General features: G+C 64.1%; 10 protein-coding genes. 8 read left to right on the top strand and 2 right to left on the bottom strand.

Features of this window, described 5'->3' with window-relative positions; translation table 11 throughout:
• Positions 1-24: 24 nt before the first annotated feature.
• From V5279_RS29595 to V5279_RS29575, 5 genes are all read left to right on the top strand, one after another.
• Positions 25-1,374, top strand: a complete 1,350-nt coding sequence (locus tag V5279_RS29595; protein WP_338690651.1) for a DUF1214 domain-containing protein — start codon at positions 25-27, stop codon at positions 1,372-1,374.
• A 74-nt stretch (positions 1,375-1,448) separates the two neighbouring features.
• Positions 1,449-2,477: a DUF1254 domain-containing protein gene (locus V5279_RS29590; RefSeq protein WP_338690649.1), complete on the top strand. Its 1,029-nt coding sequence runs from the start codon at positions 1,449-1,451 to the stop codon at positions 2,475-2,477.
• Positions 2,478-2,526: 49 nt separating this feature from the next.
• On the top strand, positions 2,527-3,546 hold the full coding sequence (locus V5279_RS29585; RefSeq protein WP_338690647.1) for a SphA family protein: 1,020 nt from the start codon (positions 2,527-2,529) through the stop codon (positions 3,544-3,546).
• 21 nt (positions 3,547-3,567) lie between these two features.
• A complete protein-coding gene (locus V5279_RS29580; RefSeq protein WP_338690645.1) occupies positions 3,568-5,670 on the top strand; it encodes an adenylate/guanylate cyclase domain-containing protein in 2,103 nt (700 codons plus the stop codon).
• A 1-nt stretch (position 5,671) separates the two neighbouring features.
• Positions 5,672-6,688, top strand: coding sequence for an ABC transporter substrate-binding protein (locus tag V5279_RS29575; protein ID WP_338690643.1), 1,017 nt, complete (start codon positions 5,672-5,674; stop codon positions 6,686-6,688).
• Between the two features lie 7 nt (positions 6,689-6,695).
• Here the strand turns inward: V5279_RS29575 and V5279_RS29570 are convergent, their stop codons facing one another.
• Positions 6,696-7,466, bottom strand: a complete 771-nt coding sequence (locus tag V5279_RS29570) for an HpcH/HpaI aldolase family protein (RefSeq protein WP_166298118.1) — start codon at positions 7,464-7,466, stop codon at positions 6,696-6,698.
• Between the two features lie 60 nt (positions 7,467-7,526).
• Positions 7,527-8,324 carry a glutamate racemase gene (gene murI, locus V5279_RS29565; protein WP_166298117.1) on the bottom strand — a complete coding sequence of 266 codons (798 nt, stop codon included), beginning with the start codon at positions 8,322-8,324 and terminating at the stop codon, positions 7,527-7,529.
• Between the two features lie 183 nt (positions 8,325-8,507).
• Between murI and V5279_RS29560 the strand changes: the two genes are divergently transcribed.
• From V5279_RS29560 to V5279_RS29550, 3 genes are all read left to right on the top strand, one after another.
• Complete coding sequence (locus V5279_RS29560; RefSeq protein WP_338690640.1) at positions 8,508-9,071, top strand: cytochrome b; 564 nt, start codon at positions 8,508-8,510, stop codon at positions 9,069-9,071.
• Positions 9,072-9,178: 107 nt separating this feature from the next.
• Positions 9,179-10,201 carry an agmatine deiminase family protein gene (locus V5279_RS29555; RefSeq protein WP_338690638.1) on the top strand — a complete coding sequence of 341 codons (1,023 nt, stop codon included), beginning with the start codon at positions 9,179-9,181 and terminating at the stop codon, positions 10,199-10,201.
• Positions 10,202-10,357: 156 nt separating this feature from the next.
• Positions 10,358-12,766, top strand: a complete 2,409-nt coding sequence (locus tag V5279_RS29550; protein ID WP_338690636.1) for a DUF2235 domain-containing protein — start codon at positions 10,358-10,360, stop codon at positions 12,764-12,766.
• Positions 12,767-12,778 lie beyond the last annotated feature (12 nt).

Below are 12,778 nucleotides of genomic sequence, written 5' to 3'. Positions count from 1 at the left end.
TGACAAATGCAGGGAGCAGTACGGGTGAGACACATTTCCAAAGCGATCACGGCGGCATTCTGCGTATCGACGGTTCTGGCTGCGCCGAGTTCGCCGGCTGCCGCGCAGCAGGCGGCCACAGTTCTCGGCGTGACGCCAGACGAGAAGACCGTCGCCGATGCCTATATCTATCTGCTCGGGCGCGTCCTCGTGAACCGCCAGGAGCACATAGATCGCAAGGGTGAGGGCTTCGCCTACAACAAGATCAAGTACAATCCGCTCGGCTCGGCCGATTTCGTCAACCCGAACTTTGATGTTGCCTATCTGGAGGCGTGGTTCGCGGTCGACGACAAGACGCCTGTCATCCTGGAGGTACCCGAGATCAAGGGGCGCTACTACACCGCGCAGATTCTGGATGAGTGGGGCGAGGTCATCGCCAATATCAACGAGCGCATCTTTCCGACCAAACCATACGGCAAGTTCGCTCTGGTGAAGCCGGGTTCCACCGCAAAGATCCCCGCTGACGCCGGCCGCATCGAGCTGCATTCCAGCAAGGCGAAAATGCTCGGCCGCGTCGAGTTGAAGGGCGATCCGGATGGTGCCGTGAAGCTTCAGCGTGCGTTCACCGTGACAGCGCTCGGGAAGCCGGCGATTGCGCCGCCTCCGGCCATTCCGATGTTCAGCAATGTGGACCTGATTGGCGTCGAGATTTTCGACGACGTCGACGCCAAGCTCGGGAGCGCGCTCGATGTCTCGCCGAACGCCGCCGAGATGCAGCAGAAGGTCCGCGCCGTCGCGGCCTATGTCGCGTCCGGCAAGGAGGCGCGCGCATCGATCGATGCGCAGCTCAAGAAGGTCTCGACGCAGTTTCGCGAGGATGCCCTGACCAAGACCGCGCCATACGTGAATCATTGGCTGTGCGCGTCGTCCGGTGGCAACTATGGCGCAGGCTATCGATTGCGCTCGTCGGCCAACTATGCGGGGATCTGGGCGAACAACCCCGCCGAGGTCGTGTACTTTCCGGCGACCCGCGACGCCAATGAGCAGCCGCTCAATGGCAGCAACAGCTATGTCATGCACTTTCCGGCCAATGGACTGCCGCAATCGGTAGTCGATGCGTACTGGTCCGTCATCCTGGTCGGCGTGCCGGACTATCGTGTGGTGCAGAATCCCCTGAAACGATACAACTTTAACAATCACTCGCCGTTGGTGAAGGAGGCGGATGGTTCGCTGAAGATCGGCATCGGAGCGAAGCCGGTGGCCGGCGTTCCCGAGGCTAACTGGCTGCCGGCCGCCGACGGCAAACCGTTCTCGCTGACATTCCGGACATATGTGCCGAAGGAGCCGGCAAGGACGTGTGAATGGACACCGCCGGCTCTGACAAAGGTCAATTGAGTTTTCGGGGGCCGGACGGATTGCCGGCGCCCGGAGCAGATTCTCGTTCTACGTGCAAGTAGTGGAGCTGGTTCATGATGATCAGGAAGATTGGCTTTGGCTTGGTGGCGTTCACCCTGATCACGGGCGCACAGGCTGAGCCGCCCACGGGCGGCGCTGTGCCGGTGACCGTTGACAACTTCATTCGCGCCGAAACGGACCTCTATCTCGGCAACATCGCCCGGGAGAACGGCTTCGGCAGGTTCAATCATAATCGTGAACCCGCTTCTCTCGACAAGCAGGCTGTCATCCGCCTCAACCGCGACACGCTCTACTCCGGCGCGGTCTTCGATCTCGACGCGGGACCGGTCTCGATTACGCTGCCGGATGCAGGCAAGCGATTCATGTCGATGGAGGTGATCAATCAGGATCACTACGTCGTGGAGGTTGACTATGGCGCCGGCACCCGGACCTTGTCGAAAGACAAGGTCGGCACGCGCTACGTCGTTTTCGCCATCCGCACGCTGGTCGATCCAACGGACGCCAAGGATGTCGATGCGGTCCACAAGCTTCAGGACGCCATCAAGGTCAGCCAGAAGACTGCCGGCAAGTTCGAAGTGCCGAACTGGGATCCGGCCAGCCAGAAGAAGGTTCGCGACGCGCTGCTGGTGCTGGGATCCACGATCCCCGATTTCAAGAAGGCGTTCGGCTCAAAACAGCAGGTTGATCCGATCCGGCACTTGATTGGCACGGCTCTCGGCTGGGGCGGCAATCCGGACAAGGACGCGACCTACCTCAACATCACGCCCGCGAAGAACGACGGCACCACCGTCTACAAGCTCAAGGTCAAGGACGTGCCCGTCGACGGCTTCTGGTCGGTCAGCGTCTATAACGAGCAGGGCTATTACGAGAAGAATTCCTACAACGCCTATACGCTGAACAACCTCACCGCCAGGCGCAGTGACGACGGCGCGATCGCGATCCAGTTTGGCGGCTGCGACGGCAAGATTGTGAACTGCCTGCCGATCACCAAGGGCTGGAACTACACGGTCCGGCTCTATCGGCCGCGCGCCGAAATCCTGAACGGCAAGTGGAAATTCCCGGAGCCGCAGCCAGCGAGCTGATGCGAATCCGTTACGATGTCTTGAGCGAAGTGGGGAGGTCGGGACGACAATGGTCAAACGTCACAAGCGTGCGGTGCTCGGCATTGTTGGCGCACTGGCGCTGTCGGCGATGCCGCGCGCAGCGTTGGCCGACGCCGGTGGACTGAGCTTCTGGCTCCCCGGCGCGTTCGCAAGCCTGACGGCGGCACCGGCGATGCCCGGTTGGGCCTATGAGACGATCTATATCCACCTGGATCAAAGCGCCAACGCGAGCAAGAATTTCGTCATCGGCAACCGCGTGCCGGGATCGGTCGTCGCCGGTCTCAACGCCCATGCGGACGTGCTGATTGAAGGCTTCACCTACACCTGGGCGCAGTCCGTGCTTGGCGGGCAGGCGGCCGTGACCTTCCTGGCCGCGCCGGGGAACATCGGTGTCGGCGTCGACGCGACGCTGACCGGCCCGCGCGGCAACACCATCTCGGGCGTCGCAACCGACAACCGCAACACGGTCTCTGACGTGTTCTACCAGGGCACCCTGAAATGGAATCAGGGTGTCAACAACGAGATGTTCTACATTTTCGGCAACATCCCGAGCGGGACCTATGACAGCACCCGCCTCGCCAATCTCAGCTTTGGATTTGTCGCGATCGACGTTGGCGGCGCTTACACCTATCTCAATTCGGAATCCGGCCAGGAGTTCTCGGTGCTGGCCGGCGTCACCTACAATGGAATGAACAAGGATCTGCAATACCAGAATGGCATCGACTTCCACCTCGACTGGGGACTGTCGAAGTTCGTCGCCAAGAATGTCCATGTCGGCGTCGCCGGCTACTATTTCCAGCAGCTCACCGGCGACAGCGGCGCCGGCGCCAAGCTCGGCGATTTCAAGGGACGCATCGCCGGTATCGGCCCGCAGGTCGGATTCATCTTTCCCGTTGGCGAGGGCTATCAGGGCTATCTGAACCTCCGGGGCTACAAGGATTTCGCCGCCGAAAACCGCGCGGAGGGATGGACGGCCTGGGTGACATTCCAGCTCTCGACCGCCGCGCCGCAGACCGCGCCGGCGAAGCCGATCGTACGGAAGTATTAGGGGAGGCGGACAACCAGCCCGATGAGTGACGCGCGTGCGACCAGCCGGAGGCCGGTTCGGATCGGTTTCCGCACCTCGATCATCACGGTGTTCATCGCCGCGGTGCTGGTCGTCGGTCTGACGCTGGTCTATCTCAGCTTCCGCCGGGTCTCGTCGATCACGCAGATGGCCGCGAGCACCTTCATCGACAAGGTGGGGCAGCTCGGCGCCGACCGCATCGACGCGCAGTTCAAGAACGTGCGCGACAATCTCGATATCCTGGCCGGGCTGCCGGCGATCCAGGAGGCCGACATCGCCGACAACAGCCGGCTCTACGCCCTGCTGGCCTCGATGCTGCGCAACAATCCGCAGATCTTCAATCTCTATGTCGGCTATGAAGACGGCTCGTTCCTGGAGATGGACGTCATCGATCGCGCCAAGCCGCAATTCCGCGCCGCGCTGAATGTCGATGCCGACGCGGTCTACCGCGTTGTGGTGATCGCCCGCACCGGTGCTGCCGCGGCCGCGCCGGTGACGCTGTTCCTGTCGGAGAACCTGATCCAGGTCGGCGAGGTGGCGGGGCCGGACAGCTATGACCCGCGGCAGCGGCCCTGGTATGTCGAGGCGTTCAAGGATCGCAAGACGCTGCTCACCGGGCCCTATGTGTTCTATGCGACCGGCGAGCCCGGTTACACGCTGCGCATCCCGCTCAAGGAAGGCCGCCGCGGCGTGGTGGCCGCCGACCTCCTGCTCAACCGGCTGGAGGAGATGCTGAGCCGGCAGAAGCTCGGCAAATCCGGGCTGGCCTTCCTGTTCAACGACGCCGACCGGATCGTCGGCCATCCCGAGATGCGCGACCTGATGGCCGAACGCCGCGACGCGCTGCCCAGGGTCGACGCCCTCAAGCTTCCCGGCCTGTCCGCGGCGATCCAGTCCTGGCGCAGCGATGGGGGCGCGCAGCAGTTCTTCACCGATGCCGACGGGCGGACTTTGGTGGCGGCCTTCCACCGCATCGAGACCGCCGGCGCCGCCAACATCCGTCTCGCGGTGATCGCGCCGCTCGACGAATTCTTTGCCCAGATCATCTCGGAGCGGCGCGCGCTGTTCGCCATCGCGCTCGGCTTTGTGGCCGCGATGCTGCCGTTCGCATTCTGGCTCGGCTCGCTGCTCGCCCGCTCGCTGCGCGAGCTGGCGCGGCAGACCGACGAGATCCAGCGCTTTCAGCTCGCCGACCGGCCGCGGATGCGATCGGCGATCGACGAGCTCGACGAGCTCGGCCGTTCGGTGTTCACGATGCGCACCGTCGTGCGAAACTTCTCCAGCTTCATTCCGCAGCCGATCGTCCGCCAGCTGATGGCCTCCGGCGCCTCGCTGCAGCTCGGCGGCGTCAGGCGCGAGGTCACGGTGCTCTTCACCGACGTCGCCGACTTCACCGCGAAGACGGAGAAAGCCGATCCGTCGCAGGTCATGATCTTCACCTCGCGCTATTTCGCCGCGATGTCGGAGGCGATCATGAAACACCATGGCACCATCGACAAATTCATCGGCGACGCCGTGATGGCACTGTGGAACGCGCCCGACCAGGATCTCGATCACGCCATTCACGCCTGCGAGGCCGTACTGGACTGCCTGCAGCGCAACGCCGAGCTCAACCGGGCGTTCCGCAGCGAGGGCTGGCCGGCCTACACCACGCGGTTCGGCCTGCATCTCGGCGACGCCGTGGTCGGCAATGTCGGCTCCGCCGACCGCATGAACTACACCGCGCTCGGCGCCACCATCAATCTCGCCTCGCGGCTCGAAGGCCTCAACAAGAATTACGGCACGCAGGTGCTGGTCAGCGCCGCGGTGCGGGCGCGCGCCGAACACAAATTCGCGTTCCGCAGCGTCGACGAGATCCGGCCGAAGGGCTTTGCCGAGGCGATCACCGTCTACGAGCTTTGCGGCGAGCGCGGCGATTCGGAGCTGACGTTCTGCGCGTGCTGGGAGGCCGTCTACGCTGCGATCCGCGGCGCCGAGCCCGCCACGGCGCTGCTGCACATTGCCGACTTCCTGGCCGAATATCCCGGGGATGGCGTCGCGCAATACCACGCTGAGCGGCTGCGCGATGTCTTCCTGCAACCGCTGCTCGATCATCCGGTGCACTGAGATGCAGGTCGGGGCCAGGCTATTGTCTCGCAGGACCAGCCGGCGGCGCTTTCTCATCGGATCAGCGCTGGGCGCCGCGGCGCTCGGGACGCCTGCGATTGCGCGAGAGCGAGCCCGGCTGCGGCTCGGCTATCTCCGTGTCATCGCGGTCGACGGCCAGATCCTGACCGGGCTCGACCGCGGCTCGTTCGACCGGGAAGGGATCGATTTCGATCTGGTCGAGTTCAACACCGGTTTCGAGGTGGTAGAGGCGATGGCCGCGGGCAAGCTCGACGTGCTCTCGGCCGGCGGCGTCATCTCGAGCCTGCTGCCGCGCGGCGGTTACACCGCGTTCCTTGTCAACGACATCGAGATCGCGACCGCTCAGCTCTGGGTGCGGCCCGACAAGGGCGTCACGACATTCGCCGACCTGCGCGGCAAGCGCATTGCGACCACCAGGATGACCACCGCCCACATCTTCCTCGACCGCGCGCTGCGCGCCAACGGGCTCGCGCCGGCCGACGTCGAAATCGCAAACGGCAGCATGTCCGCGGCGGTAAACGCGTTCATCGCAGGCGAAGTGCCCGCCGTCGCGCTGTGGGTTCCGTTCAATATCACGGTGCGTGAAAAGGCGCCCGGCGCGGTCAAGCTGGTCGACGCATCCGCCTACTATCCGCAATCCGCCGTCGTCGGCGGCTGGGTCGCCCGCCAGGATTATCTTGCCGCCAACCGCGAGGTGTTCGCCCGGATCATCCGCGGCTGGGCCGACGCCAACGACCACATGCTCCGTAACGGCAAGGCGGTGGCCGGCGCGTTGCAGAAGAAGCATTATCCGCAAGCCACGATCGCCGATATCGAGGAGGCGCTGGCCGCGCAGAAGATGTTCTCGTCGCGGGAGTGGAAACGGCTCTATGCCGACGGCTCCGTGGCCCGATGGCTGCAGCAGGTCAGCGATTTCTTCCTGAGCGAGGCCCCGATCGCAGCCGCGACGCCGGCCACGCAATATTTCGATCCGAGCCTTTACCTCGCGACAGTCTAGCGTCTTCTTACCGCTTGATCCCGGCGAAGGCGGCGGCGATGCCGCGCTGGAACAGCGACCAGTCGAAGCCGAGCGCGAGCGCGAGGTAGCCGCGCTCGATCATCGCATTGGCCTGCTCGGCGGTGCGGGCGACGCCGCCGATCGGCACGCCGCTCCTCATGATGCCTGCTTCGGCGCGCTGCATCAGCGCGACCACTTCGGGATCGTCGGGCTGCCCGCGCTTGTTGATCGAAGTGGCGAGATCGCCGGGCCCGATCACCGCGAGGTCGATGCCGGGCGTTGCCATGATCTCGTCGATCCGGTTCACGGCTTCGACATGCTCGATCGTGATCATGCAGATCATGTCGTCGTCGGCGGTCGCCATGTAGTCGTTCATCGAGACGCCCCAGCGGAACGGCGCATGGAACGGTCCCCAGAGCCGGTCGCCGTTCGGCGGATAGCGCACGCTGCGCACCGCCTTCTCGGCGTCGCCGCGATTGCAGATCATCGGGAAATTGATGCCGAGCGCGCCGATGTCCATCGGCGCCTTGGCGAGATACGGCTCATTGGCGGCGATCCGCACCATCGGCACGCAAGGCGTGCCCGAGGTCGCCACGATCATCGCATGCGCGGTGCCGAGATCGATCGGGCCGTGCTCGAGATCGACGATGATCCAGTCCAGCGACTGCGCCATGATCTGCACGGTCTGGATGCTCGGAATGGTCGCGATCGCGCCGAAGGTCGGGCGCTTGTCGCGCCACGCCTTGCGCAAGCGGTTGAGCGGCGGTGCTGGGGTCAATGCAGTGCTCCCTCGATGAGGCGAGCGGAAGCTAGCAGCACATGGTGACGGCGAAAAGGATCAGGCCGGGACGCGGCCGCCGAAGAACGGCGTCAGCGCTTCGGTCAGCCTGTGCGGGCGCTTCGAGGTGAAGATCATCTCGGCGCCGGCCTCGTCGCTCTCCGAGCCTGCCGGGCCGAGCAGGTCGGCGACGCGGCGGGCGATCGCCGGCGCCGGATCGATCCAGTCGACCGGCCAGGGCGCGAGCCGCCTCAGCCGCTCCAGCAGCAGCGGATAATGCGTGCAGGCGAGCACGACGGTGTCGGTGCGGGCGGGGTCGTCAGCGCCATCGCCGACGAAGCAGGGCGCGAGCTCGGCCGCGATGTCCTCGTCGCGCACCCTCTCGCCGCTCAGCGCAGCTTCCGCCAGCGAGGCGAGCTCGCCGGATCCGACCAGCGTCACCTCGCAGCCCTGCGCGAAGTCCGAGATCAGCTTGCGGGTATATTCCCGCTTCACGGTGCCCCTGGTGCCGAGCACCGAGACACGCCTGGTTTTCGACGAGGCGCAGGCCGGCTTGATCGCCGGCACCGTGCCGACGAAGGGCAAGGGATAAGCATCGCGCAGATGCGACATGACCAGCGTCGACGCGGTGTTGCAGGCGATCACGACCAGGTCGGGCGCATGGGCCTCGATCAGCTCGCCGACCAGCGGCACCACGCGGGCGACGATCTCGTCCTCGCTGTGGTGGCCATAGGGGAAGAATGCGTCATCGGCGACATAGACGTAATGTGCGTCGGGCCGGGCGCGGACGACCTCGCGCAGGACGGTGAGGCCGCCGAGGCCGGAATCGAAGACAAGGATGGTTGGGGGATTGGACACGCGGAAATTCTATCCGAACCAGGGTTACCATTCAGTTGTTTTTGGCTATCCGGCGAGTTGGGCCGACAAAAGGCGCTGAAGGGCGGGAATTTCATATGGCTTTGGCAGATACCTGCAAGTATCACGGCAAGCTATTGCTGCGACGTGCGAAATCCAAATGGGGCCGCCGGGGACCAATCCACCATGATCCGCAATACCACCGCGAGCTGGGGCTCGCTTGCCCGTGCGTTCCACTGGGTGCTGGGCATCACCATCATCTGCATGCTGGCCTATGGCTGGTGGATGAACCACATCCCGGCACGGGCGGACAAGTTCTTCTACCGGTCGATCCATGCCGATATCGGCTACCTGGTGCTGCTGCTGACGGTGCTCCGGCTGGTCTGGCGCGGCGCCAACCCGACGCCGGCGCTGCCGGCCGACACGCCCTCCTGGCAGCGGATCGCCGCCCGCGTCAGCCACGGTGCGCTCTATGCCGTCACCATCCTGGTGGCGATGCTGGGCTGGGCCCATTCCGGCGCCCGCGCGCAGAACTATTCTGATTTCTTCGGCCTGTTTCATGTCCCCCAGATCACCTCGCCCGACAAGGCGGCGGCCGATGCCTATGAGGATCGCCACATCTTCTTTGCCTATGTGCTGCTCGCGCTGATCGTGCTGCACCTCGCGGCGGTCGCCTTCCATCATTTCGTCAGGCGCGACCGCGTCGCGGCGCGGATGGTGGGGGCGGGTGAGGCGGACGGCGCTCGCTAGAGCCACGCGGCGGCCCGCGGCTCGGGGCGTCCCAAATTGGCCACGCGCGCGGGGCTAACTGCGCTACCTTGTGACCAACAGGGGTGGCCACCGCGGCCGGAACGCTCGTGGATCAATTGGCGCAGGATCATGCGAACTGGCGGATGCCGGACGAGGGCGCTCCGCATGCCGCGACCTGGATGGCTTTTGGCGCCAGCGCCGCGATCTGGGGCGGCAAGCTGCTTCCAGTCGCCAGGGAAAATCTCGCCAACATTGCCAAGGCGATCGCGGCCTATGAACGCGTCAACATGCTGGTGCGCGAGGAGGACCAGGAGATCGCCGCGCGGCTGTGCGGCCCCTCGGTCAGCCTCGTCGTTCAACCGGTCGATGACGTGTGGATGCGCGATACCGGGCCGGTTTTTGTCAGGGATCCGTCGGGGCAACTCGGCGCCGTCGGTTTCAACTTTAACGGCTGGGGCAACAAGCAACGCCATACGCTCGATGCCGACGTCGCCGCGAACGTGGCCCGGGCCGCAAAGGCTGTGTTCATCAAGGCCGGCCTGGTGCTGGAAGGCGGCGGGATCGAAGTCGACGGCGAGGGGACGGCCATCATCACCGAGAGCTGCGTCCTCAATCCAAATCGCAATCCGGGTGTATCCCGGGACGAATGCGAGGCCGAATTGTCTCGCCTGCTGGGGCTGGAGAAGATCATCTGGCTGCCCGGAATTGCCGGCAAGGACATCACCGACGGGCATACCGATTTCTATGCACGTTTTGCCAGTCCCGGCGTTGTCGTGGCCGGCCTGGAGATGGACCCGTCGTCGTTTGACCATGCGGTGACGAGGCGGCACCTCGAACTCCTGCGCGGCGCTGTCGATGCGAAGGGCCGGCGGCTGGAGGTCGTGGTGCTGCAGGGGCCGTCGACGGTGCGGCCAAAGGTCAACAAGGACTTCGCCGCCGGCTACATCAATTTCTACGTTTGCAACGGCGCCGTAATTGCGCCGGAATTCGGCGACGCGACCGCGGACCGCAACGCGCGCGACACGTTGCGCGCGCTGTTTCCGGACCGGGAGATCATCCAGATCAACATCGACGGCATCGCCGCCGGTGGCGGCGGCATTCACTGCACGACGCAACAGCAGCCGCGCTGACGAGAGACGCCGCAGTCTTGCTCGGCGATCGTCTGGTTTGCCACGCTGGAGGGATTTTCCAGCGGATTTTCCTATCTGCTCTCTGTGATTGTACCTTGCCTGAAAAGCAATTTCAGGCAAGCATGCTGCTTTTCCAGTTTTTCAGGTAAGGCATCCATGCCAAAGAATATTGTCCTCCTTTCCGACGGAACGGGAAACAGCTCCGCAAAAGTCCTGAAGACCAATGTCTGGCGAATGTTCCAGACGCTCGACCTGTCGGACGCGCAGCGGCAGATTGCCTATTACGACAACGGCATCGGGACATCCTCGTTCAAGCTGTTCGCGATCCTGGGCGGCATTTTTGGCTTCGGGTTGAAGCGGAACGTCATCGATATCTACAGCTTCTGCTGCCGCAATTACGTGCCGGGTGACCGCATCTACGGCTTCGGCTTCAGCCGGGGCGCCTTCACCATGCGCGTTGTCGCAGGCCTGATCGCGAATGAAGGTCTTGTCCCGTATCATGGCGACGAGATTGCGCTCGCGCGTTACGCGACCGACGCCTACCGGGGTTACCGGAGGCGGTTCAGCATCACGAAGGGGCTGGTCACGCCGCTGCGCGACCTGCGCGACGGCTGCATCAGGATCTATCGTCATCTGCGGGGCATTCCGCAATACGAGAAAGACGATCAGGTCGGTGTCCCGCAAATCCACTTCCTGGGTCTGTGGGACACGGTCGATGCCTATGGCGGGCCGATCGAGGAGATCGTCAGTGCGATCGACTATTGGTACTGGCCACTGTCGATGCCCGATCGCTTCATGAGCTCGAAGATCCACCGCGCCTGTCACGCGCTTGCGCTCGAGGATGAGCGAGACGCATTCAGGCCTGTGCTTTGGGACGAGCGTTATGTGCGCAATTTCGGCACCCAAAAGCTGCGTGACATGCAGCAGGGGTGGAGCGCGGACGTTACGGACGAATGGCGTGGCAGGTTGACGCCGATCGACAATCGTCGGCTCAGCCAGGTCTGGTTCGTTGGCGTTCACGCCGATATCGGCGGCGGGTATCCGCAAGATGGCCTGTCGTATTTCACGCTCAGCTGGATGCTGGACCGCGCCGCGCCGTTCGGGCTGCTGTTCAATCCGCCTCAGCTCAAGCTTGTGCGATCGATGGCCGACCGTTTCGACAAGCTGAACGATTCACGCCACGGGCTCGCCGGCTATTATCGCTACAAGCCGCGCAACGTGCACGAACTCAGCACCGCCTTGCCGTACAAGCCGTCGTTCAGCGGCGATATCGAGTACATGCTCGGTGAATTGATCAACCGTGATCCGGAGCGCCGCGTCGAACAGAAGGCGGTCATGAAGGATCTGGAGCCGGGCACGCCCTATCTGTGGCAGCCGGACCCCATCATCCACAAAGCCGTGTTTCAACGGATCGAGGCGACCGCAAAGCCGACTCCCGCGCCGCCATTCAGCGTCGGGACCGACGGCTACGTGCCGATCATGCTGCCCGCCGCCTATCAGGTCACTGACAAGGCGGGTGATCTCTTCGCAGCGAATGATCCGGGCGATCCGGAGCCGCCGCGTCATCAGCTGCAGACCCACACGGTCTGGAATATGGTTTGGCTGCGGCGCATCGTCTATTTCCTGACAGTGTTCGCATCCGTGGCCCTGGCAGCCGTGCCGTTACTCGATCATCCGACGCTCGGCGCGGATACGCCGCTGGTTCTGCTGCGGCCGCTGATTGCGCTTGCAGGCGCGTTTTTGCCGTCGATGGTCGCTCCGTGGCTGACAGCCTACAGCGCCGCACCAGGCTTTCTCGTACTGGGCGGGGTCACCGTGGCGGTTCTGCTATTCGTCAGCGGTTGGCTGCAAACAAGAATTCGCGACGTCATGCGGATGATCTGGATGTCGCTCCCCGTGACTCCCGGCGCTTTCGATACGGTCGCTTACGCGATACGCACCCAGCCGGCCTACCGGATCTTCTTCTATTGGTCCAAACACCAGGGCCTGCCGTCGCTGTTCGCCGCCCTGATCCTGCTGATCTTGCTGGCATTGGCCAGCCAGACTGCGTTCCGCGTCGCCGATTCCTTCGGAGCATTTTGCGTCGGCAGCGGGGGCGCCGGGGCGGGCTCCGGCCAGGTCAACTTTGCGACCAGCGAGATCTGCATGCCGACGAAGGTCGCCGTGGTGCGGGACGAGGATTACCGCATCACGATCGACGTGAAGGAGGGCTGGAGCGACCAGACGATCGCGACCGATCCTCGCGGCTTCGGCTTCAGCAAGATGTCCTGGCCGATGTATTTCGGGCTGCCGTTCCGCCGGGTCGTCTTTGCAAGCTGGTTCGCTCCGGTGATCCGGATCGGGGCCAAGGGCGGAGAGGAGCATGTCCTCGATATCAAGCCGGTCGATCCCGGGCGGAGCTCGCTCTACGAGGCCAGGTTCAGGCCGCGCAGCGATGGCGAGGTTTTCATCTTCGTCAACGACGCGGTTTGGGGCTTGCCGTCGGTCTACGGCACGTTCTACGCCAACAACGGCGGCAGCGCGTCGGTGACGATCGAGCATCTCCAGATCAAGTCGCGCGAGTAACGATCGGCGGGC

Source organism: Bradyrhizobium sp. 26S5 (assembly GCF_036923295.1).
Classification (GTDB): domain Bacteria; phylum Pseudomonadota; class Alphaproteobacteria; order Rhizobiales; family Xanthobacteraceae; genus Bradyrhizobium; species Bradyrhizobium septentrionale.
This window is presented reverse-complemented; position numbering and strand designations above follow the sequence as displayed.